This window comes from Allobosea sp. Root670 (assembly GCF_001429415.1).
In the GTDB taxonomy this organism is placed as follows: Bacteria; Pseudomonadota; Alphaproteobacteria; order Rhizobiales; family Beijerinckiaceae; genus Allobosea; species Allobosea robiniae.
Map to the genome: position 1 here is coordinate 812,906 of NZ_LMJU01000001.1, position 26,487 is coordinate 839,392.

The 26,487-nt window shown below is 67.2% G+C and carries 25 protein-coding genes; 7 read left to right on the forward strand and 18 right to left on the reverse strand.

Going from position 1 to position 26,487, the window contains the following annotated elements; genetic code table 11:
- Nucleotides 1-9 precede the first annotated feature (9 nt).
- Nucleotides 10-1,818: a sensor histidine kinase gene (locus ASE61_RS03710; protein ID WP_082617060.1), complete on the reverse strand. Its 1,809-nt coding sequence runs from the start codon at nucleotides 1,816-1,818 to the stop codon at nucleotides 10-12.
- Nucleotides 1,819-2,144: 326 nt separating this feature from the next.
- Here ASE61_RS03710 and ASE61_RS03715 point away from each other — a divergent pair, with 326 nt between their 5' ends.
- Both ASE61_RS03715 and ASE61_RS03720 read left to right on the forward strand, forming a co-directional pair.
- Nucleotides 2,145-2,414 carry a hypothetical protein gene (locus ASE61_RS03715; RefSeq protein WP_061964719.1) on the forward strand — a complete coding sequence of 90 codons (270 nt, stop codon included), beginning with the start codon at nucleotides 2,145-2,147 and terminating at the stop codon, nucleotides 2,412-2,414.
- A 40-nt stretch (nucleotides 2,415-2,454) separates the two neighbouring features.
- Entirely contained in the window at nucleotides 2,455-2,883 is a 429-nt protein-coding gene (locus tag ASE61_RS03720; protein WP_061965578.1) for a SufE family protein, read from the forward strand.
- A 6-nt stretch (nucleotides 2,884-2,889) separates the two neighbouring features.
- On the opposite strand, the gene ASE61_RS03725 is transcribed toward ASE61_RS03720, so the two are convergent.
- The 3 genes from ASE61_RS03725 to ASE61_RS03735 all read right to left on the reverse strand — a co-directional run bounded on the left by ASE61_RS03725 (nucleotide 2,890) and on the right by ASE61_RS03735 (nucleotide 4,704).
- A complete protein-coding gene (locus ASE61_RS03725) occupies nucleotides 2,890-3,684 on the reverse strand; it encodes a DUF6456 domain-containing protein (protein ID WP_061964721.1) in 795 nt (264 codons plus the stop codon).
- Nucleotides 3,681-4,049, reverse strand: coding sequence for a helix-turn-helix domain-containing protein (locus ASE61_RS03730; protein ID WP_061964723.1), 369 nt, complete (start codon nucleotides 4,047-4,049; stop codon nucleotides 3,681-3,683). Before ASE61_RS03730 ends, ASE61_RS03725 begins: the two co-directional genes overlap by 4 nt.
- 238 nt (nucleotides 4,050-4,287) lie before the next feature.
- Nucleotides 4,288-4,704 (reverse strand): MucR family transcriptional regulator, encoded by a 417-nt coding sequence (locus tag ASE61_RS03735; RefSeq protein WP_061964725.1) that lies wholly within the window; start codon nucleotides 4,702-4,704, stop codon nucleotides 4,288-4,290.
- Between the two features lie 330 nt (nucleotides 4,705-5,034).
- Here ASE61_RS03735 and ASE61_RS03740 point away from each other — a divergent pair, with 330 nt between their 5' ends.
- Nucleotides 5,035-7,206, forward strand: a complete 2,172-nt coding sequence (locus tag ASE61_RS03740; protein ID WP_082617061.1) for a S9 family peptidase — start codon at nucleotides 5,035-5,037, stop codon at nucleotides 7,204-7,206.
- On the opposite strand, the gene ASE61_RS03745 is transcribed toward ASE61_RS03740, so the two are convergent.
- Complete coding sequence (locus ASE61_RS03745; RefSeq protein ID WP_061964727.1) at nucleotides 7,207-8,601, reverse strand: hypothetical protein; 1,395 nt, start codon at nucleotides 8,599-8,601, stop codon at nucleotides 7,207-7,209.
- Between the two features lie 278 nt (nucleotides 8,602-8,879).
- Between ASE61_RS03745 and ASE61_RS03750 the strand changes: the two genes are divergently transcribed.
- Entirely contained in the window at nucleotides 8,880-9,476 is a 597-nt protein-coding gene (locus tag ASE61_RS03750) for a superoxide dismutase (protein ID WP_061964729.1), read from the forward strand.
- Between the two features lie 117 nt (nucleotides 9,477-9,593).
- Here ASE61_RS03750 and ASE61_RS03755 read toward each other — a convergent pair whose 3' ends face one another.
- Both ASE61_RS03755 and ASE61_RS03760 read right to left on the reverse strand, forming a co-directional pair.
- Entirely contained in the window at nucleotides 9,594-11,279 is a 1,686-nt protein-coding gene (locus ASE61_RS03755) for a methyl-accepting chemotaxis protein (protein WP_162260060.1), read from the reverse strand.
- 114 nt (nucleotides 11,280-11,393) lie between these two features.
- Nucleotides 11,394-12,227, reverse strand: coding sequence for a ChbG/HpnK family deacetylase (locus tag ASE61_RS03760; protein WP_061964733.1), 834 nt, complete (start codon nucleotides 12,225-12,227; stop codon nucleotides 11,394-11,396).
- 194 nt (nucleotides 12,228-12,421) lie between these two features.
- On the opposite strand from ASE61_RS03760, the gene ASE61_RS03765 reads away from it, so the two are divergent.
- Entirely contained in the window at nucleotides 12,422-13,453 is a 1,032-nt protein-coding gene (locus ASE61_RS03765; protein WP_244492697.1) for a glycosyltransferase family 2 protein, read from the forward strand.
- A gap of 6 nt (nucleotides 13,454-13,459) precedes the next feature.
- Nucleotides 13,460-14,986, forward strand: coding sequence for a murein biosynthesis integral membrane protein MurJ (gene murJ / locus ASE61_RS03770; RefSeq protein ID WP_061964735.1), 1,527 nt, complete (start codon nucleotides 13,460-13,462; stop codon nucleotides 14,984-14,986).
- Here murJ and ASE61_RS03775 read toward each other — a convergent pair whose 3' ends face one another.
- From ASE61_RS03775 to ASE61_RS03790, 4 genes are all read right to left on the reverse strand, one after another.
- Nucleotides 14,987-15,964: an NAD(P)H-dependent flavin oxidoreductase gene (locus tag ASE61_RS03775; RefSeq protein WP_061964737.1), complete on the reverse strand. Its 978-nt coding sequence runs from the start codon at nucleotides 15,962-15,964 to the stop codon at nucleotides 14,987-14,989.
- A 17-nt stretch (nucleotides 15,965-15,981) separates the two neighbouring features.
- On the reverse strand, nucleotides 15,982-16,854 hold the full coding sequence (locus ASE61_RS03780) for a branched-chain amino acid aminotransferase (RefSeq protein ID WP_061964739.1): 873 nt from the start codon (nucleotides 16,852-16,854) through the stop codon (nucleotides 15,982-15,984).
- A 126-nt stretch (nucleotides 16,855-16,980) separates the two neighbouring features.
- Nucleotides 16,981-17,298 (reverse strand): AzlD family protein, encoded by a 318-nt coding sequence (locus ASE61_RS03785; RefSeq protein ID WP_061964741.1) that lies wholly within the window; start codon nucleotides 17,296-17,298, stop codon nucleotides 16,981-16,983.
- Nucleotides 17,285-18,016 (reverse strand): AzlC family ABC transporter permease, encoded by a 732-nt coding sequence (locus tag ASE61_RS03790; RefSeq protein ID WP_061964743.1) that lies wholly within the window; start codon nucleotides 18,014-18,016, stop codon nucleotides 17,285-17,287. The genes ASE61_RS03785 and ASE61_RS03790 overlap by 14 nt, the downstream gene beginning before the upstream one ends.
- A 111-nt stretch (nucleotides 18,017-18,127) precedes the next feature.
- Here ASE61_RS03790 and ASE61_RS03795 point away from each other — a divergent pair, with 111 nt between their 5' ends.
- Entirely contained in the window at nucleotides 18,128-18,736 is a 609-nt protein-coding gene (locus ASE61_RS03795; RefSeq protein ID WP_061964745.1) for a 4'-phosphopantetheinyl transferase family protein, read from the forward strand.
- A gap of 9 nt (nucleotides 18,737-18,745) precedes the next feature.
- On the opposite strand, the gene ASE61_RS03800 is transcribed toward ASE61_RS03795, so the two are convergent.
- The 7 genes from ASE61_RS03800 to ASE61_RS03830 all read right to left on the reverse strand — a co-directional run bounded on the left by ASE61_RS03800 (nucleotide 18,746) and on the right by ASE61_RS03830 (nucleotide 26,477).
- The gene (locus ASE61_RS03800) at nucleotides 18,746-19,486 is read right to left on the reverse strand and encodes a TerC family protein (RefSeq protein ID WP_061964747.1); all 741 of its coding nucleotides are present in this window, start codon (nucleotides 19,484-19,486) and stop codon (nucleotides 18,746-18,748) included.
- 27 nt (nucleotides 19,487-19,513) lie between these two features.
- Complete coding sequence (locus tag ASE61_RS03805) at nucleotides 19,514-20,218, reverse strand: TerC family protein (RefSeq protein ID WP_061964749.1); 705 nt, start codon at nucleotides 20,216-20,218, stop codon at nucleotides 19,514-19,516.
- 30 nt (nucleotides 20,219-20,248) lie between these two features.
- Entirely contained in the window at nucleotides 20,249-21,325 is a 1,077-nt protein-coding gene (locus ASE61_RS03810) for a tartrate dehydrogenase (RefSeq protein WP_061964751.1), read from the reverse strand.
- Entirely contained in the window at nucleotides 21,322-22,224 is a 903-nt protein-coding gene (locus ASE61_RS03815) for an alpha/beta fold hydrolase (protein ID WP_061964753.1), read from the reverse strand. The genes ASE61_RS03810 and ASE61_RS03815 overlap by 4 nt, the downstream gene beginning before the upstream one ends.
- A gap of 236 nt (nucleotides 22,225-22,460) precedes the next feature.
- Complete coding sequence (gene pheT / locus ASE61_RS03820; protein ID WP_061964755.1) at nucleotides 22,461-24,884, reverse strand: phenylalanine--tRNA ligase subunit beta; 2,424 nt, start codon at nucleotides 24,882-24,884, stop codon at nucleotides 22,461-22,463.
- Complete coding sequence (locus tag ASE61_RS03825; protein ID WP_061964757.1) at nucleotides 24,881-25,306, reverse strand: ASCH domain-containing protein; 426 nt, start codon at nucleotides 25,304-25,306, stop codon at nucleotides 24,881-24,883. The genes pheT and ASE61_RS03825 overlap by 4 nt, the downstream gene beginning before the upstream one ends.
- The gene (locus ASE61_RS03830) at nucleotides 25,296-26,477 is read right to left on the reverse strand and encodes a ceramide glucosyltransferase (protein WP_061964759.1); all 1,182 of its coding nucleotides are present in this window, start codon (nucleotides 26,475-26,477) and stop codon (nucleotides 25,296-25,298) included. Before ASE61_RS03830 ends, ASE61_RS03825 begins: the two co-directional genes overlap by 11 nt.
- Nucleotides 26,478-26,487: the final 10 nt, after the last annotated feature.

The window sequence follows — 26,487 nt, forward strand, 5'->3', positions numbered from 1 at the left end:
AGCTCGTCTTCAGGCGGTCAGGCGGAGAGGTTCTTTGGTATCGATGCCCCGGCGCGGAGCCCGGGCGAAAGTCACGATCTTGGCCGGCTGTTCGACGCCCTCGATGCCGCCGACCGGCAGCCGGACCGAAACGCGCGTTCCGATGTCCGGCGCGCTCTCGACCGTCAGGCGGCCGCCATGCAGGCCGACGAGCCCGCGCACCACGGACAGCCCGAGGCCAGTGCCCTCATGGCTGCGATCATAGGCGCCCTTGGCCTGGAAGAAGGGATCGCCCAGCCGGGGCAGGTCGGCAGCGGCGATGCCGATGCCGGTGTCGGATACCGAGAGATCGATCGTGTCGCCGTCGCGCACGACGGCAAGCGTCACGCGACCACCGGCCGGCGTGAACTTGATCGCGTTCGACAGGAGGTTGAGCACGACCTGTTTCAGCGCGCGCCGATCGCCTTCCATCGCAGGCAGGGCCGGCCCGGTCACGCGCTCCAGTGCGATGCCGCCAGCCTCGGCCCGCAGCGCCATCAGCGCGCAGCAATCCTGCACCATGGCGGCGAGGTCGAGCGGCTCGCGCTCGATCGTCATCGCGCCGCTCTCGATCTTGGAGATGTCGAGCAGGGTGTTCACGACATCGAGCAGGTGATGGCCGGAGGCGTGGATGATGCGGGCATATTCGAGACGCTTCTGCGCATCGAGCCAGCCATTGTCCTCGGCGCTCAGCATCTCGGAGAAGCCGATGATCGCGTTCAACGGCGTGCGCAGCTCGTGGCTCACCGTCGCCAGGAACTGGCCCTTGATGTCGTTCGCGCGCAGCGCCTCGGCATGGCCGCGCTCGCGGGTTTCCTCGGCGGCCCGGCGCTCGGTCACGTCGCGCATCACGCAAACCACGGCCGCGCCATCGGCGGCAGCGGCGCCGGCAACGCGGCAGGCCTGCATCTCCAGCCAGAGCGAGACCGGCAACCTGGCCTCGCCCGCACCTTCGCGCGGCACGAAGAGCGTCCGGAAGCAGGCGGTCACGCCCTCCCCGCCATGAGCGGCATCGCTCAGCGCCTTCAGGAAAAGCGGCCGGTCGGCAATGTGGACGCGCTCGAACAGGCCGCGCCCGAGCAGTTCACGCGGATCGGCACCAGCCAGCGCCCGCGCCGCGGCATTGGCGAAGACGACCGCGCCGTTGGCCTCATGCCAGGTGACGAGATCGCCGACATGATCGAGCAGAAGCTGAGAACGCGCAGCCGAGACGCGCTGCTCGCGCTCCTCGGCATGGCGCCGGCGCAGCAGAACCGCCGTCACGACCAGGGCCTGGGCCAGCGCGGACATCGCCAGAAGCGGCATCGCCTCGCCGGTCCACACCATCGTTTCGGAGAAAAGGCCGAGCCATTGCAGCCCGATGGCGGCGAACAGCGCGCCGACCGCGATCCAGCCGGCCCGCAGCATGAAGCCGCGCGAACCGAAGAAGGCCGCCTCGACCGGCACGACCGCCAGCCAGAGCAGCAAGGGGGAGGACAGACCGCCGGTCGCGCCCGCAAGCGCCACGATGAAGAGGGACAGCGCGGCGGAGGACAGCGCATGCGCCCGATCGAGACGGCCCGTGCGGGAAACCAGCGCCACGGAGAGAACAGCGAGCGCGGCAGCGACGATCACGGCCGCCTCAAAGACGCCAGGCGCGCCGCGCCAGGCGAGATAGGCCGGAGCAAGGCCGAGCATGCCGCCACCGACGAGCAGGCGCGACAGAACGAAACGTTCGTGACGCCGCCTTTTCGCCGGGTCCGACTGCACCGATGCATGCACCAGTGCTGCCGCCTGTGTCCTCAATGCTGTCATCGCCATACGGAACGCAACGCCTTGCTTTCGCGGATACCCCGATCCGCTTGGCCCAATCTCGCCATGGCCGGTTTAAGCGGGGCTTAAGGCGAAGCGCGGCGAAAGCCCGGGCCAGCGGCGGAAAGCGATTTTTTCTGTCGACTTTTCATGAAGTTAGATAAAATCATCGCGTTTTCTCGGCACGAGCCGATGTTCGCGGCAAGGTGAACGGAAGCTGAAGATCACTTGCGGCATTCGACTCGCATTTGAGCGTTTGGAATGACGCGATTTTTCGATATCCCGGTCTAGGTTGTTCTCGCGGCGCAAGAGAGGCGCCGACGATGGAGACCGACATGGCCTACCTGCTGCGCAAGATCGCGATCATCGGCCTGATCGCCGTGAACTCGCCCGTGCATAGCGGCAAGCCGGCCGACGCCGCATTGCCGCAGGCCATGTGGCAGGCGGCCGAAACGGTCCGGACAGAGACGCGCACGGTCGCGGGCAACCTGACCGCCGCGCGCGAAGCGGCCGAGATCCTCGCGGGAATGGACCCGGCCCTCCGCGAGCGCATCCTGCATGCCGCGGCGACGGCGGTGATCGGGAAGCAGGCGCCGCAGCGCTGAACGCTTGACGCTCTCCCGCAATCGCGGGAAGACGCCGGTCATGACGACAAGCCTCGACGACATCGTCGCGAATTTCGAACTGCTCGACGAGTGGGACGATCGCTATCGCTATCTCATCGAACTCGGCAAGGGCCTGGAGCCCCTGCCCGAGGAGGCGCATGTCGACGCCAACAAGGTGCGCGGCTGCGCGAGCCAGGTCTGGCTCGTTGCCCATCGCGATGGCGGCAGCGGCCCGCAGACGCGGCTTCGCTTCGTCGGCGACAGCGACGCCCATATCGTGCGCGGGCTCGTCGCGCTGGCGCTGGCGATCTTCTCCGGGCGGGAAGCGGCGGAGATCCTCGCGACCGACGCCTTCGCCATCTATGAGCGCCTTGGCCTTGCCGCCCATCTCACGCCGCAGCGCTCGAACGGCGTGCGCGCCATGATCGACCGGATCAAGCGCGATGCCCAGGCTGCCGCCGCAACCTGAGCCGCTTCAGCCGGTGGCCGGGAATTCGCTCGGCCGGGCATCGGCTGCCTGCCAACTGCGCACCCCGCTCTGCCGTGTGCGGCGGTCCAGGCCGTAATGCGTCACCAGGGTCGCCAACGCGACCCGCAGCACGACCTTGGCCGAGCGCGGCGGCCAGCGGCGCTCCTTCTCGACGAGATCGAGCCCCTTGAGAAAGCCGCAGATATCGATCGCGAGACCTGACAGCTCCGGCCCCAGCCGGTCACAGGCGAGCCTGACGCGCTGACGCGCGGCGAGCGCCGTGTCGGACGAGCCGGCGACGTCGCGCGGGCCCGCCCCCGCCTGCTCCGGGGTGAGCGCCGCATCCCAGTTCATCGTCACGCGCGGCAGCATCCCGGCCAGGGTGATATCGGCGCGGAAGCGCTCGCCGGCCGCGAATTCCTCATCGCCGATCTGGGGCGTGCCGTCCTTGCCCGGACGGCGATAGAGCCAGAGCAGTGGACTTTCGCGATCGTCCATCGCGGGAGCAGGCGGCTCGCCCGGCTCGGCTCGGGGCTTTTCCACGACCGGCGCGTCCGGCACCGATGGAGCGAGGCCGAGGCGGGCCGCTTTGGCATCTTTCGACCAGGCGACGAGCCCCTCCGCCGCCAAGGCCTGCACGGTTTCCGACGCGACATAGCCGGCACCCAGGCTTGTGCCGTTCACCGTCCGGTAGAGCGCGATGCGCTCACATCCCAGCGGGGAAACCAAGCCGTAACATCCGGGTTCGGCGAGATGCCTCAGGAGCCGGCCGCGTTCCTTGCGTTCGATTTCAGCGCTCATCGGCGGGCCTCCGCCGGTTGGTCGACCAGCCTCGTCATCGTGGCCAGAAGTGCGGCTTCCAGGGCGGTCAACCCGAACTCCAGCCCCGGGTCGTCGCGGCGATCCTCGATCAGGGCACAGGCATGGCGAACGGTGGTGCGGTCCCGGCCGAAGCAGATGCCGACGCGGGTGAGGCTCAGGCCAAAGGCGACATGGGCGAGATACATCGCCGTCTGGCGAGCCACCGCAATCGACTTCCGGCCTCGATGCGCGGCCCGCAGGCCGGCCAGCGGAATCCGGGTCGCGGCTGCGATGGCCACTTCCGCCAGGCGCGCAACGGCGCTGGCACGCAGGGCAGTTTGGGATTGGTCGCGCTCTTTGTTCATGATATGTTCCTATTCGGAGTCAGCCGCCCCTCCCCGCGAGGCGTGACCGATATAGGATTATATTCTTATATTCCGACTGGCAACCCCGGAGCCGGCTTTATCCCCGCCCCTCCCGACGAGACGCATGAAAAAAGCCGCCGAGATCATCGGCGGCTTTCTCCGGGGTCGGCGTAGCCAGAGCATCTTCTTCCCGCGAACCGAAGTTCACGTCGCTCGAAAATGCTCTATCGCACGCGGCTCAGCGGCGCTTGCGGCGCTGCTGGCCGAGGCCCATCTTCTTCGCAAGCTGCGAGCGCGCCTCGGCATAGTTCGGCGCGACCATCGGATAGTCCGGCGGCAAGCCCCACTTCTCGCGGTACTGCTCGGGCGACATGTTGTACTGCGTACGCAGATGCCGCTTCAGCGACTTGAACTTCTTCCCGTCTTCCAAGCAGATCAGGTAATCGGCCGTGATCGACTTCTTCACGGGGATGGCGGGCTTGGGAGCCTCGGCCTGCACCACAGGCGCGGCGCCACCAATGACCCGGCTCAGCGCCGAATGCACTTCGCTGATCAGTGCCGGCAAATCCGAGGCAGGCACGGAATTGTTGGAGACATAGGCGGAAACGATATCCGCCGTCAGCTCAATGAAGTCCGCTCCGTCGTTCTCGGCCATGGCGATGTTTCTCCTTATCGTTCTTGCTGGCGTTATGCGCTGACCGTCCACCGCCTTGCGCCCGATAGCCTGATGAATATTACCAATAGTGGGTCAAGCACCATCGGCCCAGAATCAGACAACGCGGACTGATCGAGATATGCGTTTATTCCATGCTGTTTAGTTACGCAAGTCAGCAAATTCCAACAATTAATGTATTGAAACGTCAATATTTCGCCATCCGGATGCTGCGTTGCACTGAATGCGAAAATCAAAGCCGCAGATGGCCTCGATGTCTTGCAAGCTGATCCCGCCGCCTCTACGTGTCAGCGCCCCAGATCGGAGATCGTCATGCGCCTGGATCAGGATCGCCACTCCCCAAGCGCCGCGCCACGCAGGTCCCGCCGGATACCCCCGCCGCCGCGCGCCGAGATCCGGACCGCGGAAACGCAGGTCCACGGCGTCACCTTGCGCGACGACTATGGCTGGCTGCGCGCGGGCAACTGGAAGGATGTGCTGCGGGAACCCGACGTCCTGCCGGCCGATATCCGCAGCTATCTCGAAGCCGAGAACACTTTTTGCAAGGCCTTGATGGCGCCAACGCGCGCATTGCAGAAGGAACTGGTCAAGGAGATGCGCGGCCGGATCAAGGAGGACGATGCGAGCGTCCCGCAGCCGGACGGGCCGTTCCTATACTATTCTCGCTACCGCAAGGGAGCCGAGCATCCGTTGATCTGCCGCAAGCCGCGCAGCATGGCGGGAAAGACCGGCCGGGCGGGCGAGCAGATCATGCTCGATGCCGATGCCCTTGCTGAAGACAAGGATTTCTTCGATCTCGGCGATGCCGCGCATAGCCCGGATCATCGCCTGCTCGCCTGGAGCGCCGACGAAGCCGGCTCGGAACTGCATACGATCCACGTCAAGGACCTGGAGAGCGGGGACGATCTGCCGGACCTCGTCAAGGACACGACCGGCGAGATCATCTGGGCCAGCGATTCCCGCTCGTTCTTCTATGTCGCGCTCGATGACGATCACCGCCCGTCGCGGGTGAAGCGCCACCGGCTCGGCGAGCCGGCCGAGCTGGACGCGTTGCTGCATGACGAAGCCGATGCCGGCATGTTCGTCGATATCGACAAGACCCAGTCCGGGCGTTTCCTGCTGATCACGGTTGGCGATCACGAGACCTCGGAGACGCGCATCCTCGACCTGGACCGGCCGGAGGCGAAGCCCGTCCTCGTCGCGGAGCGCGAGCCGGGGCGCCAGTACAGCCTGGAGCACCACGGCGACGTCTTCGCGGTCCTGACCAATGCCGGTGGCGCCGAGGACTTCAAGATCGTCACAGCCCCCGTCGACACGCCCGCTCCGGCGAACTGGCGCGACCTGATCGCGCACAAGCCGGGCCGCCTCATCCTCGATCATGTCTGCCTGAAGGGGCGGCTGATCCGGCTGGAGCGCGAGGACGGGCTGCCGCGCATCGTCATCCGCGATTTCGCCGATGGCGCAGAGCGCAGCATCGCCTTCGACGAGGAAGCCTATGGGCTGGGCATGGATGCGGGCTACGAGTTCGAGACCGATACGCTGCGCTTCATCTATGCCTCGATGGCGCGGCCGGCCGAAACCTATGACTACGACCTTGCCACCGGCGCGCGAACCTTGCTGAAGCGGCAGGAGGTGCCGTCAGGCCATGATCCGGACCGCTACAAGGTGCGCCGGATCTTCGCCACCGCCTCGGACGGCGCGCGCATGCCGATCTCGATCCTGCACCGGACCGATCTTAAGCTCGACGGCAGCGCGCCCTGCCTGCTCTACGGCTACGGTTCCTACGGCTCCGCGATGTCAGCCTCGTTCCGGACGCGGCCGCTCAGCCTGGTCGATCGCGGCTTCGTCTATGCGATTGCGCATGTGCGGGGCGGCACCGACAAGGGCTGGCGCTGGTATCTCGACGGCAAGCGCGAGAACAAGCGCAACACCTTCACCGATTTCATCGCCGCCGCCGGGGCGCTGGCCGATGCCGGTTTCACCCAGCGCGGCCGCATCGTCGCCGAAGGCGGCAGCGCCGGCGGGATGCTGATGGGCGCGGTCGCCAACATGGCCCCCGAACTCTTCGCCGGCATCGTCGCGGAGGTGCCCTTCGTCGATGTGCTCAACACGATCCTGGACGACACCCTGCCGCTGACGCCGCCGGAATGGCCGGAATGGGGCGACCCGATCCGCGACGTGAAGGCCTTCGAGACCATCCGCAGCTATTCGCCTTATGACAATGTCACGGCACAGGCCTATCCGCCGATCCTCGCCATGGCCGGGCTGACCGATCCGCGGGTGACCTATTGGGAGCCGGCGAAATGGGTTGCGCGCCTGCGCGCCACCATGACCGGCGGTGGGCCGGTCCTGCTGCACACCAACATGGAAGCCGGCCATGCCGGGTCGGCCGGGCGCTTCGACTCGCTGAAGGAGACCGCCCTGGCCTATGCCTTCGCCATCCATACGGTGGGCGAAGGCTGGGACGCGGCAAAGGGCGCCTGATCAGACGCCCAGCCGGCTCTTCTCGCTGGCGAGATAAACCTTCAGCTCGTCCATCGAGGCGAAGCTGTATTCGCCATCGGGGGTCCGTGCCCGGATCGAGCCATCGGCGAAGATGGTGAAATGCGCATCGCCGACCTGATAGGCGCCCACGATACCCTCGTCGGAGGCCGGACGGCTGTCGGTCGCGGCCGAAGCCGCCTCAGCCTGCGGCTCGACCGCCTCGACGGGCTCGGACGCCGATTCCGGCTCGACGTTCCCTGCGTCGGATTCGTCATCCTGAAGCGGCGGATCGACGGCATCGGAAACAGCCTCGGTTTCGGCATCGTCAGCCGCAGGCTCGGCCGGTGCATCGAAGGCGTGAGGCTCCGTCCGCGGCGGCCAGAGCGGAGCCTGCACTTCGGCGGACACCTCTTCGGCAGCGGGAGACGTATCGAGCCAGGGCTCCCGGCGCGGCAAAGCGCGGTCCATCCAGGTCTCGGCTTCGGCGAAGGGGTCGGGCTCCTGCGAGAAGGACGGCTCGACGCGCCCGGTTGCCGGCTCCGGCTCGTTCAGGTGGCCCGCCAGGCTCTCGCGCAGGGCGCTGAACTCGTCACGCTCGGCTTCGTCGCCGGCTGCCGCGATGGCCTCCCTCGCCTCGGCAGGATCCACCGCGGGCTCGTCGGCCGGCGGCTCGACCGAAGGCCGGTCGCCGAAGGGAACCGGCGCGTCATGCGCGGCGAAGGCTTCCTCATCGGCCAACGGCTGGATATCGGCCGCAGCGGGCTCTGCCGGCTCATGCTCATCCGCTTCGAAGGCGACCGGCTGGGGAGACGCGGTCGGCTGCGCCTCCTCGAACATGTCGGGCAGCGGCTCGGCTTCTTCAGCCTGGGTCTGTGCCGCTTCAGATGCCGCCTCGGGCTCGTTCTCCGCAGCCGGTTCCGGCTCCTGCAAGTCATGCGCGACGGGCGCGCCGAACAGGTCCCGGTCCCCGGATGAAGCGGGCACCTCGGCGGGAGACGTTGCGTTTTCGTCTTCGGGCCCGGTCAGGGCCTGCGCTACGGCGCTCGTCGCCGCAGCACCGGCGACCGCGCCGATCGCAACCGGGGCCACGGAGCGCGCGAATGCGGTGGCGTCGTCGCGCGGGAGCGACACGGGCGGGGCTTCCACCGCCGAGGCCGCAGGTAACGGCATGGCCGAACGAAGCTCGATCGCCTCGACCAGCGCGCGCCGGGTCGTCCTGACTTCCCTGAGGATCCAGGCGAGCGAGAGCATGATCAGACCGGCGCTGCTCGCGATCGAGCCCATGATGACTTCGGTGAAGCCGCGTTCCAGCACCAGATAGGGCCAGCCGTCATAGATGGCATAGGCGCCACCACCGAACAGGAGCAGACCCAGAATGGTAAAAATCGCGATCAAATCGATATCCTTGGCAGGGCCGGACCAGAGCCGGCCTTTGCGTCACTATCTAACGTATTGAATAAGAGAGAGTTTCCAATCCGGACCGCTTAGAGGGAGAAATCTGGCGCGAATGTGGCGGCCTGTCGAGAAGACATATGCTTTTCGCGATGGCAGCGGTTGTCGACCGGCGCGGAGGCGCTTAACTATCGCAGGGAATGACAGGGCCTCCGCGGCTCCGCCTGTCCCGTACAGGCCATTCTCATTTCAAGCGATTTCACAGCCCAAGGAGAGGCCTCATGTCCTTTACCCTTCCCGATCTTCCCTACGCCCATGATGCGCTCCAGCCCTTCATGTCGAAGGAGACGCTCGAGTACCATCACGACAAGCATCACCTCGCCTATGTGACCAACGGCAACAATGCCATCAAGGGCACCGAGTTCGAGGGCAAGTCGCTGGAGGAGATCGTCAAGGGCTCCTATGGCAAGAACCCCGCGATCTTCAACAATGCCGGCCAGCACTACAACCACCTCCATTTCTGGAAGTGGATGAAGCCGAATGGCGGCGGCAAGATCCCGGGCGCGCTGGAAAAGGCGATCGTCGATTCGTTCGGCTCGGTCGACAAGTTCAAGGAAGACTTCGTCGCCGCCGGCGTCGGCCAGTTCGGCTCGGGCTGGGCCTGGCTCGAGGTCAAGGGCGGCAAGCTCGCCGTCAGCAAGACCCCGAACGGCGAGAGCCCGCTCGTCCACGGCGCGACCCCGATCCTCGGCGTCGACGTCTGGGAGCACTCCTACTACATCGACTACCGCAACCGTCGCCCCGACTATCTCAAGGCCTTCCTGGAGAGCCTGGTGAACTGGGACTACGTCGCCGAGCGCTTCGACGCCGCGAAGTAATTCGGCGGTCTTCCGGATACGAAAACGGGGCCTCACGGCCCCGTTTTTTTATTCGCGGGTGTCTTCCCGCAGGCGCTGCGGCGCGAAGTGCCGCTGCGCAGATGCGGGGCTGCCATCTCAGGCGGCGACGTTGCGCAGGAACTGGTCCACGGTCGAGTCGAGACGCTGGGCCTGGTCGGCGACCTCACCGGCCGCGCCGCGCACCTGCTCGGCCGAGCGCCCGGTCTCCTCGACGCTGTCGGCGAGCACGCTGAGATCGCTCGAGACCGAGAGCGCCGAGGTGCTGGCCATGGCGACGCCGCTGGCGATCTCGCCGGTCGCGATGGCCTGCTGCTCGATCGAGGTCGCGACCGAATTCGCGAATTTCTCGATGGCGTTCATCCGCTCGGCGATGTTCTGGATCGCCCCGACGACCTGTCCGGTCGCGCCCTGGATCGCGGCGACCTGCGCCACGATGCGGTCGGTCGCATCCGCGGTCTGCGCCGCCAGCGACTTGACCTCGGAGGCCACCACGGCGAAGCCGCGGCCCGCCTCGCCGGCACGCGCCGCCTCGATCGTGGCATTGAGAGCGAGCAGGTTGGTCTGGGCAGCGATGTCGCGGATCAGGTTGACCACCTCGCCGATGGCGCGGGCAGTCTCGTCGAGCGCCTGCACGGAGCCTGCGGTATCGCGCGAGACGGAAGCCGCCTCGACGATCTCGGTGCGGACGCGGCGCACCTGGAACTCGACCTCGCGGATGGCCGCGCCCATCTCTTCGGCAGCCTGCGCGGCACTCTCGACATTGCCCGAGGCACCATGGGCATTGTCGGCGGCGCGGGCGGCACGCCCGGACGATTCGGCGGCGACGCGGGCAAGCCCGTCGGAAGCCTCGCGCATCCGCTCGGCATTGCTCTTGAACGCTTCGAGCGCCAGGCCGACCTCGCTGCGGAAAGAGGTGATCGCATGGTCGACGCCCTGCTGGCGCGAGCGCCGTTCGACCTCGGCCACGCTCTGCTGCTGCTCGAGCGTCGCCCGCTCGGCGAGACGAATCTTGAGGACGCCGAGCGCACGCGCGATCGCGCCGATCTCGTCACGCCGGCCCAGCGCGTCGATCGGCGTCGAGAGATTGCCGTCGGAAATGCTGACGATCGCCTTCGTCATGCTGCGCAGCGGCCGCATCGCCCGCGACAACGAGAGCCAGAGCAGCGGGCCGAGCACCAGCAGGATCAGCAGGCCGAGCCCGATCGTCACGAACTGCTCCCAGGCGGCACGCGCCACGAGGCGCGTCTTGTCGAAGCGCAAGGCGACGTAGCCGATCTGCTTCTGCTGGCTACCGACGCTAACAGCGTGAATCTTCGTTAAATAGACATCGTCCTCGACCTCGATCTCGGTGCGCGCCTGCAGCGCCTTCCAAGGCTCTTCACCTAGCCTCTCGGCCAGCCAGCGCGGCGTCAGCGACAGGCGCGCTTCCACGGTACGCCCGGCAGAAGCCAGGGCGGCCATGTCGTCTCCGACGATGCCGGCATCGAAATCGGGGTCGCGCTGCAACGAAGCGAGAATGGAACCGAGCGTGTTGTTGTCCCGCGACAGGATCAGGGACGGCGCGGCGTTGACCACCATCAAGGTCAGCGCCGTGACCTTCTGATCGAGATCGGCGCGCGTGCGGGCATCGTTGTAGCGGGCGATCGCCAGCACCACGAAGACGATGGCGATAGCGACGATCGCCACGGCTGCGGTTGCGATCTGCCGGCTGAGTGAGCCAAGGGCCTGCCTGCCCGGCTGCGCCGGCTCTCCCGCGCCGGCTGCGCGCCTGAACACCTTCATCGAGCCGACCATCTCCAGAACCGGCGCAAACTGCTGCGAAGAGCGGCGCCTCCAACCCGACGCCACAATGGCCGGTTCCGGTAAACAAATCGCTTGCGGCGCGCCGTCTCGCGATCAGTCCTCCAAGGTGGCGAAGCGGCGCAGCGGCAAGCCGGGCGGCGGCACGAAGGCAGCGATGGCGGCGTGCTCGACAGGCCGTGGCGCGACCACCGGATCGAGCGTGGCAAGCTCGTCATCGACGAAGCCTGGATGGCACATGACGAGATGGCGCGGCCCCGGCTCGATCAGGAAACGGGCTAGATCCGCTGCGAAATCCCGTTGCGGATCGAAGGGCGCCACGCCGGAAAAGCCGCGATTGACGCGCAGGCCCCGCTTCAGCGCCGCGCTGCGGAAGCCGGCGGCGAGACCGGCGATGACGAGCGCCTTGCCGACCGCGACGCCGCGTGCGCGAATTGCGGCCAGACGATCCGCCGGATCGCGCACATAGAGCGCCCCCGCCGGATAGCGCCGTGCCAGGGCATCGAGCAGCGCCCGCCGCACGCCAGGCAGAACATGCACATGCTGGTGACCGTCGACGAAATCCGGCCGCCGGCCGAGCGCGTCCTCGAAGGCATCGAGCTGGCACGCGATCTCGGTCGCGATCTCGGCCCGCGCCGCCGGTGACATCGAGGCTGCGCGCGCAACCTCCTTCAGCTTCGGCAGGGCACCGCCAGGCGCCAGCCGTGGCATCGCTGACAGCGGCGCCGCGCAGGTGAGGTTGAGATGCAGGCCGAGATCGGCCTCGCCCGCGAAGACGGCGAGCTCCGGCGCCAGCCGGCGCCAATGCGGGCGATTGGTCATCGCGCCGGTCGCGGTGAGCTTGCCACGTTCGAGAAGGTCGAGGATGGCGCGGCTGACGCCGTCCGTCAGGGCGAAATCATCGGCGCACAGGATGAAGCCCTTCGCCATCGCGCGTATCGTCCCTCGTTGACCGGGCTCGCGCTATAGCGCGATGCCTTCCCGATGGGAACGCACCGCCATAAAGTCGCGCGTTTTACCAGGGCAGTTTTACCGTGCCGGACTTGTCGCCCGGCAAGCTTTGCGGTTCTGTGCGTCGCGCCTCGCCGGAGAGGCGTATGCACCCGCAGTTTGAAAGGTCGTTCGTGACGGATATCGGGTCTCAGCCGGTTCAGCGTACGCCTCGGGCCTCCCGCTGGCCCGAACTCTCGATCGTCGTGCCCGTGCACAACGAGGCCGATAACCTCGCCCTGCTCGTCGAGCGCCTGCGCACGGCGCTCACCGGGGAGGTCGCGTCCTGGGAAATCGTCTTCGTCGACGATGGCAGCCGCGATGAGACCCTTGCCGTGATCCGCGACCTAAATGCGGCCGACCCGCGCATCAGCGCCGTCTCGTTCAGCCGTAATTTCGGCAAGGAGATCGCGATCGCAGCCGGGCTCGACCATGCGCTGGGCGATGCCGTCATCATCATGGACGCCGACCTGCAGCATCCGCCGGAGACCATTCCCGCCTTCCTCGCCAAATGGCGCGAGGGCTATCTCAACGTCTACGGCCAGCGCACCGACCGCGAAGGCGAGACCCGGATGAAGCGCGGCTTCGCCAAGCTGTTCTACCGCATCTTCGGCTATTTCGGCGAAACCCCTCTGCCGGAAGGCGCCGGCGATTTCCGCCTGCTCGACCGCAAAGCCGTCGATGCCCTGCGGGCGCTGCCGGAGCGCGCCCGCTTCTCGAAAGGGCTCTATGCCTGGGTCGGTTTCCGCTCGGCCGGCGTGCCCTTCCATGTCGCCGAGCGCGAGCACGGCCAGTCCAAGTTCAAATACCGCAAGCTGTTCTCCTTCGCTTTCGACGGCTTGTCCTCCTTCTCGACCGTACCCCTGAAGATCGCGACCTGGTCAGGCGCGATCATCGCGGTGATCGCAACGCTGTCGGCGGTCTATTTCATGCTGCGGACGCTGCTCTTCGGCACCGACCTGCCCGGCTTCCCCTCACTGATCGTCTCGATCATGTTCTTCTCGGGCATCCAGCTCGTCTCGCTCGGCATGATCGGGGAATATGTCGGGCGCATCTTCGCGGAGGTGAAGCGCCGGCCGCTCTATCTGATCGGCGAGCGCGTCGGCTTCGACGCCCGCACCGTCGACCACCCGCGCGGCGACGCCCTGCCGCCGCTGATCCGCTAGGCCTTCATGCTCAGAAACATCCTGTCGGTCGGCGGCTACACGCTGATCTCGCGCATCACCGGCTTCGTGCGCGACATCGCGCTCGCGGCTGTGCTGGGCGCGGGCGCGACGATGGACGCCTTTTCGGTCGCGCTACGGCTGCCCAATCATTTCCGGGCGATCTTCGGCGAAGGCGCCGTCAACCAGGCCTATGTGCCGACCTATGCCCAGATCGCCGAGAAGGAGGGGCCGGAAGCGGCCAGCCTCTTCGCCGACCGGCTCTTCACCGTCCAACTGATCGTGCAGGTCGTGCTGCTGGCGCTCGCCTTGCCCCTGATGCCCTGGCTGGTCAGGCTGCTGGCGCCGGGCTTCGCCAAGGACCCGGCGGTGTTCGAGCTCGCGGTCGCGCTGACCCGGATCACCTTCCCCTATCTGCTGTTCGTGACCATGGTCACGTTCCTCGGCGCGACCCTCAATGCGGTCGAGCGCTATGCCGCCTTCGCCGCTGCGCCGATCCTGCTCAATGTCTTCATCGTCGCCGCGCTGGCCGTGCCCTTCCTGTTTCCGAGCGCGGCCCATGCCGCGGCCTGGGGCGTCGCGATCTCCGGCGTGGCGCAATGGATCGTGCTCTATGTCGCGGCCAAGCGGGCCGGCGTGTCCAGCAAGCTGGTGCGGCCGCGCGCGGATGCCGGGGTCCGGCGCTTCCTCAAGATGTTCGGGCCGGCCGTAATCGGCTCGGCCGGCGTGCAGATTTCGATCTTCGCCGACACGATCATCGCCTCGCTATTGCCGCGCGGCGGCTATGCGGCGCTCTACTATGCCGAGCGGCTCTACCAGTTGCCGCTCGGGCTGATCGCCATCGCGGTCGGCACCGTCGCGCTTTCGGCGATGAGCCGCGCCATCGCCAAGGGCGACGATGCGGCGGCCAACCGCGCGCAGAACCGCGCCATCGCGATCTCGCTCGTCGCCAGCGCGCCCTTCGTCGCGGCTTTCGTCGCCGTACCGGAATTGATGGTCGCAGGCCTGTTCCAGCGCGGCGCCTTCGATGCGCAGGCGAGCGCGGCGGCGGGTGCCGTGCTCTTCGCCTATGCGCTCGGCCTGCCGGCGATCGTGATGATCCGCGCGCAGGTCTCGGCCTTCCAGGCGCGCGGCGACACGACGACGCCGATGCTGATCGCGCTGGCGGCGATCGCCTGCAACCTCGCGCTAAAGCTCCTGCTCTGGCGCGACTGGGGCGCACCGGGGCTGGCGCTCGCGACCGCGGCCGGCGCCTGGGTCAATCTGCTGACGCTGTTCGTGCTGGCAAGGCGGCGCGGATGGACCGAGCCGGACCGGCGCCTGCCGGGCTTCGCGGCGATCGTCTGCGCTGCGGCGGCGATCTGCGGCCTGCTGGCCTGGTGGGGAAAGCCGCTGGCGCTCCAGCTCACCGCCACCCTGCCCTTCGAGCCGCTGCTGATGACGGTGCTGCTGGTGTCCGGCGTCGCGGCAATCGTCTACGCCGTGCTTGCCGGCGGGTTGCTAAAGGCGACGGGGCTGCTCAGGTTGCTGCGCTGATCAGGCGAGGAAGCGCTGCGCCCCGCCGAGCAACGCGGCAGCTTCCGCCACCATGCGCTCGACGATCTCACCGGCGCTCGGGATATCCGTGATCAACCCGGCAGCCTCGCCGAAGATGACGGCGGCCTTGTCGGGATCGCCGGCCATGAAGGCCTCGCGATAAGCGGGCCCCTCGGTGGCGATGGCGTCCTTGAGCACGGCGTCGCGGCCGGCCCAGTTGGCGATGAAGGCGTTGGCGGAGACGCGGATGTCGAAGGGCTTCGGCCAATCAAGCTGGCGGGCGATGTCCGGCAATGAGGAGCGCACCGTCTGGTCGCCGGTCGCGGCGATCGCAGCGGCATGATGACGCTCATGGACCATCGCCTCGCGGCTTGCCCAGAAGCGCGTTCCGGCAAGCACGCCATCGGCGCCGAGCATCAGCGCTGCGGCGAGCCCTCGCCCATCGGCTACGCCTCCGGCAGCGAGAAGCAGCGTATCAGGGCTTTCACGAGCGATGAGGTCAGCCACCTCGGGCACGAAGGGCAGCGTCGCGCGGCTGGCACCATGACCGCCTGCTTCAGTGCCCTGCGCAACGATGATCGCGGCACCGGCCTCGATGGCCTGACGGACATGGGCGAGCGTCTGGCACTGGCAGATCAGGGGCACGCCCGCCGCTGCGATCTCCGCAGAGAAGGGGCGCGGATCGCCGAAGGAGAGCATCAGGGCGGCCGGCTTGTGAGCCAGCGCCTGCGTCAGCAGCTCAGGCTTCCTGGCCATCGACCAGGTGATGAAGCCGCAGCCGACCTGCGTATTGCCGGCGGCAGCGAATTCCTGCGCGATCCAGCCGGCGTCGCCATACCCCCCACCGATCAGGCCGAGGCCGCCGGCACGCGTGACCGCCGCGGCGAGCGCCCCGCCGCCTGCCAGCGCCATCGGCGCCGACAGGATGGGGTGGGCGATGCCGAGACGTTCGGTCAGTCGCGTGGCGAGGCGCGCCATGGATCAGGCCTTCCGGCTCAGGCGGCCTTCGGCTTGCTGTGGGCGTAGTCCATGTAGAGCTCGCGGGCGCGACGGAAGAGCGGGCCCGGCTGGAGCGTGCGGTTGTCGATGCGGGTCACCGGCATGCACTTGGAATAGTTGCCGGACATGAAGATCTCGTCGGCCTGCTCGAAATCCTCGTAGCGCAGGCTGCATTCCTCGACCGGGATGCCGCTCTCGCGCATGAGCTTGATGACGCGCTGGCGGGTAATGCCGTTCAGGAAGGTGCCGTTCGGCACGGGTGTCTTCACGACGCCGTCCTTGGCGAGGAAGATGTTCGAGGTCGCGGTCTCCGCGACATTGCCCTGCATGTCGAGCACCAGCGCGTTATCGAAGCCGGCGGCCTTCGCCACCTTCAGCACGCGGGCATTGTTCGGGTAGAGGCAGCCTGCCTTGGCATCGGTCGGGGCGGTCTCGTAGCTCGGGCGGCGGAAGGCGCCCTTGGTCACCGAGAAACCGGCCGTCGGCTGCGGCATCGCCGCCTCGAACAGGCAGAGCGCGAACTGGGTCGATTCCGGATCTGCCATGATGGTGGAGGGACCATCGGCCTCGCCCCAATACATCGGCTTGACGTAGATCGCCGTGCCCGGCGCGAATTTCTTGACGCCCTCAAACATCTTGCCGACGATGAAGTCCGCCTCGACGGTCGGCTTCAGGCCGAGCGCGGTGGCCGAGCGGTTCACGCGGGCGGCGTGCAGGTCGATATCCGGCGCGACGCCGTCGAAATAGCGGCCGCCATCGAAGACCGAGGAGGCCTGCCAGAGCACATGGCTGCGCGGACCGACGATGCCGGGATTGCCCTCATGCCAAGAGCCATCGAACCAGGTCCACGTCTGAGAATACCATGCCATGACGGCGCTCCATTATAGGCGATTTAACTCAGCCGCACCGTCCTCCCCCTACCGCCCGCCGTCAACATGCCGCGACGCATATCGCGATGACGGGATGTGATGGAAGCAATCGGAAGGGGTGATGGATCAGTAGCCGAGCGCGCGCAGACCGGAGATCGCGACCATGCCGACGAGCAGCGCCAGGAGCTCGCTGCGCCGCAGGATCATGGTACCGACCGCCGCGAGAAGCGCGAGCGCCGCAGCCCAGCCCAGTCGCTCGATGAGCGGTAGCACCGTCGCCACCACGATCGAGCCCGGCAAGGCCGCGAGCCCGCGCCGGACATGGGGCGTCAGCGGGATGATGCTCATCAGGGCCACGCCGGAGATGCGGCAGAGATAGGTCGCCGCCGCCATCGCGGTGATGGCGATGAGCGGCCCCCAGGTGCCGAGGTCAGGCAGCGTCATCGCGGAACGCCCCCGTGATCGCGCCGGCAAGCGAACCGACGATGATGAAGGCGTAGCCATCGACCAGCCGGGCCGTGACCAGCGCAACGAGGCCGGCGACGACCCAGGGCACCATGCCGCGCTTGCCGCGCCAGAGCGGCACGATCATCGCGGCGAAGAAGATCGGCATGACCAGATCGATGCCGTAGCGGCGCGGGTCGCTGACCAGCGCGCCGAGCATGTAGCCGCCACCGGTCGCGACGACCCAGACCAGCCACAGCGCCAGGCCAGCGCCGACCAGCACGCCGAGATCGCGCCCGCCCTCGGCCCGGTAGCGCGTGCCGATCAGCCAGTTGGCATCGGTGAAGAAGAAGAGGTGGAAGGCATTGAGCGCCTTGGGATATTTCGCGAACCAGGGTTGCAGCGAGGCGCCCTGCAGCACCATGCGCGCATTGACGGTCGCGGTGACCACGGCGATGCCGGCAATGGCGCCCCATGTCCATTCGGGACGCCACAGCTCCAACGAAACCAGCTGCGCGACGCCGGCATAGACGAAACCGCTCATCAGCAAGGTCTCGAACAGGGAGAGCCCCTTCGCAGCCGCGGCCGCGCCGAAGGCGACGGCGAAGACGACGATGCCCGGCATCAGCACGGAGACCTTGCGCAGTCCGAGCATCATTCCGGCTGCGGTGATCGGCGCTTCCCCGGCGGCCGGCGGCGTGTTTGGTTCGGCTGACATCACTCTCCAGAAGCGGAAAGCCCGCTTGAACGTCAACGCGCATGAACAGCGCGGCTGCATGAATTCCGCGCAGGACGCGACAGCATGCGGCGGGAGCACTACAGATGGGCCATGCACTGGTTCGACAACGCCGATGCCATCGCTCCTGCCCTGCCCGCGATCTGGCTCGTCCGGACGGGCGTCAATCCGCGCAACCTGACCGAACGCGCAGCGCTGCGGCGCGGCACCGCGCGGCAGGTGCTGGCGCGCCAGCTGGGTTGCCGGGAAGACGATGTCGTCATCGATCACGACAAGGCCGGCCGGCCGCTCCTTGCCCTTCCTGAAACGCCAGGCCTTCACGTTTCGCTGGCGACGCGAGCCGGAGGGGTCGCCATCGGTCTGGCACGGCATCCGCTTGGGGTGGACGTCGAAAGCGTCGAGGCCAGGGCCATTGCGCCGCTCGACCTGCTGCATCCGGACGAGCAGCGGTTTCTGGAAGCGACCGCCCCCTCCATTCGCCCCCTCGTCTTCGCCCGCCTCTGGGCCGCGAAGGAAGCCTATGTGAAGGCAATCGGCACCGGCTTCGTCCGGCCACCCGAGAGCTTTTGCGTCTCGCTGCCGTCAGAGACGCGCTTCAACGTCTTCGACCCACTGTCGGGGACGGATCACCAGGGTGAGCTCCGTCTCATGAAAAACGGCGGCCAGGATGTCCTGGCCGCCGCTGCGATCGTTCTCGATTGAGCCTGAGGCTCAGCCCGGCTGGTCGGCCGGCTTCTTCTTCAGGACATAGCCGACGATGCAGACGAAGACCGCGCCGATCACCGCCGCCGCGTAGTGCGGCACATTCGCCGGGCCGATGCCGAGCGGGCTGACGTCGGTGGGAACCGGCACCACCCAGGTCGACCAGTTCGCCTGCAGCCAGCGCAGCACCGCGATGTCGCCGAGGATCATCTCGGCCGCGATCCAGCCGAGCAGCGCCGCGCCGAGCCAGACCAGGATCGGGAAGCGCTCGATGATCGAGGTCAGGAGCTGGGCGCCCATGATGATCAGCGGGATCGAGAGCAGCAGGCCGAAAACGAAGAGCTCGACATGTCCACGCGAGGCGGCGGCAATGGCGATGACATTGTCCAGGCTCATCACCGCGTCGGCGATGGCGATGGTCCGCACGGCCTTCCAGAGGCTTTCGCTCGCCTCGATGTTACCGTGCGCCTCCTCCTCGCCGACGGCGAGCTTGATCGCGATCCAGAACAGCAGGATGCCGCCGATCACCTTCAGATAGGGCACGCCGAGCAGATAGGTCACGACCAGCGCGAAGAGGATGCGCAGGCCGACCGCCGCACTGGCACCGAGCCAGATGCCGACCTTCCTGCGGTTCTCCGGCAGCGAGCGGCAGGCGAGCGCGATGACGATCGCGTTGTCGCCGGAGAGCAGCAGGTCGATCCAGATGATCTGCAGCAGCGATACCCAGAAGGTGGAGGAGGAAAAATCCATCGTTGTTCTTGCCCTTTTGCCGGATGGTCAGTGGGCCGGATCGGGCCGGCGCGATTTGATGAGGTAGCCGAGGCCGACCACGAGCAGGGCGCCCAGGATCGCGGCCGGGTATTCCAGCTTGTGGAGCAGTTCCTCGCCGAAGCGGGCGATCAGCCAGGGGTCGCTCTCGAACATCTCGCCCGCGACCCAGCCCAGCAGCGCCGCACCCGCCCAGACCAGGATCGGGAAGCGCGTCAGCAGGTTCGTGATCAGCGAGGCGCCGAGCACGATCAGCGGGATCGAGATGACGAGACCGGCGATCAGCAAGGGAATCGAATCCTTGGCGACGGCAGCGATCGCCAGCACGTTGTCGAGGCTCATGACGATGTCGGCGATGGCGACCGTCTGCACCGCCTTCCAGAGCTTGCTGCTGGCGGTGATCGAATCCTCGTCCTGACCTTCGTCCTCGACGATGAGCTTCACCGCGATCCAGATCAGCAGGCCGGCGCCGACAATGCGCAGGAAGGGCGTGTTGAGCAGCGAGGCGATCAGCACCGTGAAGAGGACGCGCAAGACCACTGCGACGCCGGCGCCGAGCGCGATGCCCTTGGTGCGCTGCGCCGGAGCGAGCGCGCGGCAGGCGAGCGCGATGACGACGGCGTTGTCGCCCGAGAGCACGATATTCAGCAGGATGATCTCGGCCAGCTTGCCCCAGACAAGCGGGTCGACAATGGAAACCGACGACAAATCCATGTCTTCAAACCTTTAAGTTCAAATTCCTGCTCAAAGCGCCTGCTCGACCGCCTTGCCGGCGGCTTCGGTACCCAGCGTGCCGCCAAGATCCCGCGTGCGGGTCCGGGCATCGCCGAGCGCGCGCTCGATCGCGGCCTCGATGCCCTTCGCAGCCTCGTGCTCGCCGAGATGGTCGAGCATCATCGCACCCGACCAGATCATGCCGACGGGGTTGGCGATGCCCTGCCCGGCAATATCGGGCGCCGAGCCGTGGACGGGCTCGAACAGGGAGGGATGATCGCCCGTCGGGTTGATGTTGCCGGAGGGCGCGATGCCGATCGTGCCGGTGCAGGCCGGGCCAAGATCAGAGAGGATGTCGCCGAAGAGGTTCGAGGCGACGACCACGTCGAAGCGGTCCGGATTGAGCACGAAATGCGCGGTCAGGATGTCGATATGGTACTGATCGACGGCGATATCCGGATAGTTCTTCGCCATCTCCTTCACCCGCTCGTCCCAGTAGGGCATGGTGATCGAAATGCCGTTCGACTTGGTGGCCGAAGTCAGCTTCTTGCGCGGGCGGCGCTGCGCCAGCTCGAAGGCGTATTTTAGCACGCGGTCGACGCCGACGCGGCTCATCACCGTCTCCTGGATGACGATCTCGCGCTCGGTGCCGGCATACATGCGCCCGCCGACCGAGGAATATTCGCCCTCGGTGTTCTCGCGCACGACGAAGAAGTCGATATCGCCGGGCTTGCGACCCACGAGCGGGCCGGGAACGCCCGGCATCAGGCGGACGGGGCGCAGGTTGACGTACTGATCGAACTCGCGCCGGAACAGCAGCAGCGAGCCCCAGAGCGAGACATGATCCGGCACCTGCTGGGGCATGCCGACGGCGCCGAAATAGATCGCGTCATGGCCGCCGATCTTCTCTTTCCAGTCGTCGGGCAGCATCTTGCCATGCTTAGCGTAGTAGTCGCAGGAGGAGAAATCGAACTGGTCGAGGCGCAGCTCGAAGCCGTATTTCTTCGAAGCGGCCTCGAGCACCCGCAGGCCCTCGGGCATGACCTCCTTGCCGATGCCGTCGCCGGGGATCACGGCGATGCGGTAAACGCGGTTGGTCCCGGTCATGCGGTTTCTCCGAAGAAGGCCTTGAACTCCGCGGCGACGAGATCGGGGACCTCCTCCGCGAGATAGTGACCACCCGGCAAGGCATGGCCGCGCACATCCTGCGCACGCTCGCGCCACAAGGCCAGAGGGTCGAAGCATTTCCCGATGATGCCGCGCTCGCCCCACAGCGCCAGCAGCGGACAGGCGAGCTTTCTGCCGCCATCGGCATCGTCATGGGCGATGTCGATCGTCGCCGCCGCGCGATAATCCTCGCAGCTCGCATGGATCATCGCAGGATCGCGGAAGCAGCGCAGATATTCGGCAAGCGCCTCCAGCTCGAACAGACGCATGTCCGAGGCGCGCCGGCTCGTCCAGTAGAAATCCGGATCGCTCTCGATCATGCGCTCCGGCATCGGCGCGGGCTGGATCAGGAAGAACCAGTGCCAGTAGCCGCGGGCGAAGGCATCGGTGGTGTTGCGATACATCTCGCGCGTCGGCGCGATGTCGAGGGTCGCAAGCTTCAGCACGCGCTCGCCATGGTCGAGCGCCAGACGATGCGCGACGCGGGCGCCGCGGTCATGCGAGCCGACGAAGAAGCGCTCATGCCCCAGCGCGCTCATGACCTCGGCCATGTCCTGCGCCATGGCGCGCTTCGAATAGGGCGCGTGATCGGCGGCGGTCGGCGGCTTGTCGGAATCGCCGTAGCCGCGCAGGTCCGGGCAGATCAGGGTGTAACGCTCAGCCAGCAGCGGGGCGACCCGGCGCCACATGATGTGCGTCTGCGGATAGCCGTGCAGCAGCAGCAGCGGCGGCCCCTCCCCGCCCGCCCGCACGCGAATCCGCGCGCCCGACGTCTGAACGTCGAGCAGGCGAAAACCGGAGAACAGATTGTCCGTGGCGGGACGTTCGGTGAGAACCATAGGACCGCGAAGATGCAAGAATGCGTCAGCGCTTACCCCGAAAGCGCAGGGATTTCGCGCACGGATTATTACACAATCCTGATCAATGGTGGGAAGGGCGCCCCCGCGCGGCGTCATTCTCGGGCGCCGCGAAGCGGTAACCCGAGAATCTCCGGCCGAAACGAGCGCGGGAGCCTCATCCGGCACGGGATGCTCGGGTCAGGCCCGAGCATGACGCACGTTATTGGATGACGCTATCAGCCGCGCAGGGTCGCGCCGTAGCGCTTGCCGATCTCGGCGACGATCTTGCTGCCGACGGCTTCGATCTCGGCCTCGGTCAGCGTCTTCTCGGTCGGCTGCAGCGTGACCGCCAGCGCGACCGACTTCTTGCCGGCCTCGACGCCCGCGCCTTCATAGAGATCGAAGACGCCGACATTGGCGATCAGCGCGCGATCGGTGCCCTGCGCCGTCTTGACCATGTCGCCGGCCGCCACCGCCTTGTCGACGATGAAGGCGAAGTCGCGCGTCACCGGCTGGAAGTCGGACAGCGCGAGCTTCGGCTTGACCTTGGTCGGCTTGGCCTTGGGCAGCGGCAGCGCATCGAGATGGATCTCGAAGGCGACCAGCGGCCCCTTCACGTCGAGCGCCTTGAGGATCTTGGGATGAACCTCGCCGAAGGCACCGATGACACCCTTGGGGCCGAACTGGAGCGTGGCCGAGCGGCCGGGATGGGCCCAGGCCGGACCGCCGGCGACAATCTGGAGACCGCCGGTCGGAATGCCGAGCCCCGAGAGCAGGCCGAGCACGTCCGCCTTGGCATCGAACAGGTCGACGGGCTTGGCGCCACCATCCCAGCGGCGGCCGACGCCGTCGAGACGGGCACTGCCGCGGCGCAGGCCAGCCGCCGCGATGAGCTGGCCTTCCGGCTCGTCGCTCTTGAAGATCTGGCCGACCTCGAACAGCGCGACATCGGGATAGCCGCGATCGGCGTTGCTCTGTGCGCCGCGGATCAGGCCCGGCAGCAGCGAGGGGCGCATGTCCGAGAGATCGGCTGCGATCGGGTTGGCGAGCGCGAGCCTGGGCGAACCACCGCCGAAGAGCTTGGCCTGATCATGCGAGATGAAGGACCAGGTCACGGCCTCGACGAGGCCGCGCGCCGCGAGCGTGCGCTTGGCGACGCGCGTGCGCTTCTGCAGCACGGTGAGCACCGGCTTGATCACCTCGCCCTTGATGCGCGGCAGCAGCGTCGAGGCGACGCGATCGAGGCCGGCAATGCGCACGATCTCCTCGACGAGATCGGCCTTGCCGCCGACATCGGCACGCCAGGACGGCGCCGCCACCTTGACGCGGTCGCCAGCGCCCGAGACGTGGAAGCCGAGCGAGGTCAGCGCCAGTTTCATTTCCGCCTGCGGCAACTCCAGCCCCGTCAGGCGCTTGACCTCGGACCAGGGGAAGTCGATCGCGCCGGGGCTATCCGGCAGGTCGCCGACGAATTCCATCTCGGACGCTTCGCCGCCGCAGAGCTCGATCACCAGCGCAGTCGCGAGGTCGAGGCCGGGGCGTGTGAAATCGGGATCGACGCCGCGCTCGAAGCGATAGCGCGCATCCGAATTGATGCCGAGCGCACGGCCGGAGCGGGCCGTGTTCAGCGGGTCCCAGAGCGCGCTCTCGATCAGCACATCGGTGGTCGCCTCGCTGCTGCCCGAGGCTTCGCCGCCCATGATGCCGGCAAGCGATTCAACGCCATGCTCGTCGGCGATCACGACCTGCTCGTCGGTCAGCGTATAGGTCTTGCCGTCAAGCGCGAGGATGGTCTCGCCGGGCTTCGCGCGGCGCACCGTGAGGTTGCCCTTCACCTTGGCGGCGTCGAAGACGTGCAGCGGCCGGTTCCGGTCGAGCGTCATGAAATTGGTGATGTCGACCAGCGCGTTGATGGGGCGTAAGCCCACGGCGCGCAGGCGCGCCTGCAGCCAGTCCGGCGAGGGGCCGTTCCTGACACCGCGCACCAGGCGCAGCGCGAAGGCCGGGCAGAGCTTGCGGTCTTCCTCGGCGAAGTCGAGCGTGACCTTGACCGGGCATGGGAAGGAGCCGCGCACCGGCTGAATGACCTGCGACTTGAGCTTGCCGATACCGGCGGCAGCAAGGTCGCGGGCAATGCCAGCCACGCCGAGCGCATCGGCGCGGTTCGGCGTCACCGCGATCTCGATCACGGCATCGTCGAGGCCGGCATAGGGAGCGTAGGGCTGGCCGACCGGCGCATCGGCTGGCAAATCGATGATGCCGTCATGATCGTCGGAGAGTTCGAGCTCGGCTTCCGAGACCAGCATGCCGTTCGATTCGACGCCGCGGATCACGCCCTTGCCGAGCGTGACCTTCTTGCCGGGGATGTAGCTGCCCGGCGGCGAGAACACGCCCTTCATGCCGGTGCGGGCATTCGGCGCGCCGCAGACGACCTGAACGGGTTCGCCCGCGCCGGTATCGACCATGCAGACGCGCAGGCGATCGGCGTTCGGATGCTGCTTTGCCTCGATGACATAGGCGATGGTGAAGGCGGAGAGCGCCGCCGCGCGATCCTCGATCGCCTCGACCTCGAGGCCGACGCGGGTCAGGGCATCCGTGATCTCCGTAACGGAGGCGTCGGTGTCGAGATGCTCTTTGAGCCAGGAAATCGTGAACTTCATGCGTCTACGTCCATCGGGGCGAGCACTTCCACCAGACGGAAGCGTTCGCAAAGCAAGGGCACGTCGGGGCTGAAGACACCGATGCGCCGAAAATAGGTTTCGTGGGCGTCCCGCCACGAGGCAAGGGTGCGGTCGCCCTCCCCTTCGTCGAAGGCGAAGGCCTCGTCAACTTCGTCGAAGCGCCGCGGGATGAGTTCGAGCGTCTCGATGACGCAGACGGGCCAGCCCGAGCCATCGAGCACGATCCAGAGCTCATTGAGCTTCGGGCAATCGGGCGCATCGAGCGTGTTCACCGTCGCGATCTTGCGGCCGCTGACGACCAGCGCCGCGAGTTCGGTCGCCAGCTCCGGACTGTCGCCGAAGGAAAAGCTCGGGCAGCCGCGATAGCGCTCCGGCAGGGACGCGGTCAGGTCAGTGGCCATCGCGCCCTGCCTGTGCTGGTGCAGCCGGCACCGCATCGTTGAGCTTGTTGGCGCCGTCGGTGCGGATCTTCATGGCGTTGCCGCGCCAGCTCACCTCGCCCCCGACGAAGGCATAAACCCAGATGCCGGGAAAGGCGATGTCGCGCGCCAGCATGGCGAAGGGCGAACGCCAGTTCAAGAACCAGCCGACGCTGGCCGAGAGCACGATATCACCGGCATACCAGACCAGCAGCACGAGCAACGGCGCCAGCCAGACCGGCAGGCCGAGAGCGGAAGCCCCAAAAGCGGCAAGCAGAGCCGCCAGGAAGGGCGTCGCCAGAATTTCCAGCGCAAAGAAGGGCAGGAAGGTCACGCGCCGGAGCCGCGCCCAGCGGAACTGGCGCTGCACGGCGTCCCTCAATCGCCGCCGGCCGAGCGGCTGCTCGAAGGGCTGGCCGACGAGATGGACCTGCCGGCCGGTATTGCGCACCAGCTTGGTCGAGGCCGCGTCCTCGGCGATCTCGGCGCCGAGCGCGGCGATGCCGCCGTTCGCGTCGAGGAAGGGCTTGTTCCAGAGCATCGACTTGCCCTGCGCGAAGCCGAGGCCCAGCGCCTCGCCGACATATTGCCAGCGCGCCTGGAAGGCGTTGAGGAAGGCGCATTCGACTTCGGCGCCGAAGCATGCCGGCCGGGAGCCGGCCGGTGTCGAGCAGACCAGACCGGTCGTCGGCTGCCAGGCGGCCAGCATGCGCTGGATATAGTCCCTGGGCATCAGCACGTTGGAATCCGCGAGGATGACCCAGTCGGTCGTTGCTGCCTCCCAGCCGCGCACGCAGTTGTTGAGCTTGGGATTGGCGCTGACGGGTACGTCGCCAACGATCAGGCGAATCTTCTCCGCGCCGTGGATGCCGATCAATTCCTCGATCAGCGGGATGATCGGGTCATGCGCGTCGGCGACGCAGAAGATCGTGCTGTAGCGGGGATAGTCGAGCTCGAGACCGGAGACGGCCGTCTCGCGGCTGAAGGCCTCGATGCCGCGCAACGGACGGACGATGGTGACCGGCGGTAAGGTATCGAGCAGGGCCGAGCCTTGCAGGGGCCGGCGCAGCCGCCAGAGCGCGATGGCCTGGCTGACCAGGTTCATCGCGACCAGCAGCACGGCAATCGCCGCCGCCCAGCCCGCAGGCGTCATCGCGCCCTCC

What these genes read in the sequence shown, in the direction of transcription:
- ASE61_RS03725 (WP_061964721.1), bottom strand. Translation starts at nt 3,684, where the DNA reads ATGAGCGCTGAAATCGAACGCAAGGAACGCGGCCGGCTCCTGAGGCAT.
- ASE61_RS03805 (WP_061964749.1), bottom strand. Translation starts at nt 20,218, where the DNA reads ATGGATTTGTCGTCGGTTTCCATTGTCGACCCGCTTGTCTGGGGCAAG.
- pheT (WP_061964755.1), bottom strand. Translation starts at nt 24,884, where the DNA reads ATGAAGTTCACGATTTCCTGGCTCAAAGAGCATCTCGACACCGACGCC.
- ASE61_RS03735 (WP_061964725.1), bottom strand. Translation starts at nt 4,704, where the DNA reads ATGGCCGAGAACGACGGAGCGGACTTCATTGAGCTGACGGCGGATATC.
- ASE61_RS03815 (WP_061964753.1), bottom strand. Translation starts at nt 22,224, where the DNA reads ATGGTTCTCACCGAACGTCCCGCCACGGACAATCTGTTCTCCGGTTTT.
- ASE61_RS03810 (WP_061964751.1), bottom strand. Translation starts at nt 21,325, where the DNA reads ATGACCGGGACCAACCGCGTTTACCGCATCGCCGTGATCCCCGGCGAC.
- ASE61_RS03825 (WP_061964757.1), bottom strand. Translation starts at nt 25,306, where the DNA reads ATGGCCACTGACCTGACCGCGTCCCTGCCGGAGCGCTATCGCGGCTGC.
- ASE61_RS03775 (WP_061964737.1), bottom strand. Translation starts at nt 15,964, where the DNA reads ATGGCGCGCCTCGCCACGCGACTGACCGAACGTCTCGGCATCGCCCAC.
- ASE61_RS03830 (WP_061964759.1), bottom strand. Translation starts at nt 26,477, where the DNA reads ATGACGCCTGCGGGCTGGGCGGCGGCGATTGCCGTGCTGCTGGTCGCG.
- ASE61_RS03800 (WP_061964747.1), bottom strand. Translation starts at nt 19,486, where the DNA reads ATGGATTTTTCCTCCTCCACCTTCTGGGTATCGCTGCTGCAGATCATC.
- ASE61_RS03755 (WP_162260060.1), bottom strand. Translation starts at nt 11,279, where the DNA reads ATGAAGGTGTTCAGGCGCGCAGCCGGCGCGGGAGAGCCGGCGCAGCCG.
- ASE61_RS03730 (WP_061964723.1), bottom strand. Translation starts at nt 4,049, where the DNA reads ATGAACAAAGAGCGCGACCAATCCCAAACTGCCCTGCGTGCCAGCGCC.
- ASE61_RS03790 (WP_061964743.1), bottom strand. Translation starts at nt 18,016, where the DNA reads ATGTCAGCCGAACCAAACACGCCGCCGGCCGCCGGGGAAGCGCCGATC.
- ASE61_RS03760 (WP_061964733.1), bottom strand. Translation starts at nt 12,227, where the DNA reads ATGGCGAAGGGCTTCATCCTGTGCGCCGATGATTTCGCCCTGACGGAC.
- ASE61_RS03715 (WP_061964719.1), top strand. Translation starts at nt 2,145, where the DNA reads ATGGCCTACCTGCTGCGCAAGATCGCGATCATCGGCCTGATCGCCGTG.
- ASE61_RS03740 (WP_082617061.1), top strand. Translation starts at nt 5,035, where the DNA reads ATGCGCCTGGATCAGGATCGCCACTCCCCAAGCGCCGCGCCACGCAGG.
- murJ (WP_061964735.1), top strand. Translation starts at nt 13,460, where the DNA reads ATGCTCAGAAACATCCTGTCGGTCGGCGGCTACACGCTGATCTCGCGC.
- ASE61_RS03750 (WP_061964729.1), top strand. Translation starts at nt 8,880, where the DNA reads ATGTCCTTTACCCTTCCCGATCTTCCCTACGCCCATGATGCGCTCCAG.
- ASE61_RS03780 (WP_061964739.1), bottom strand. Translation starts at nt 16,854, where the DNA reads ATGGCATGGTATTCTCAGACGTGGACCTGGTTCGATGGCTCTTGGCAT.
- ASE61_RS03710 (WP_082617060.1), bottom strand. Translation starts at nt 1,818, where the DNA reads ATGGCGATGACAGCATTGAGGACACAGGCGGCAGCACTGGTGCATGCA.
- ASE61_RS03795 (WP_061964745.1), top strand. Translation starts at nt 18,128, where the DNA reads ATGCACTGGTTCGACAACGCCGATGCCATCGCTCCTGCCCTGCCCGCG.
- ASE61_RS03720 (WP_061965578.1), top strand. Translation starts at nt 2,455, where the DNA reads ATGACGACAAGCCTCGACGACATCGTCGCGAATTTCGAACTGCTCGAC.
- ASE61_RS03785 (WP_061964741.1), bottom strand. Translation starts at nt 17,298, where the DNA reads ATGACGCTGCCTGACCTCGGCACCTGGGGGCCGCTCATCGCCATCACC.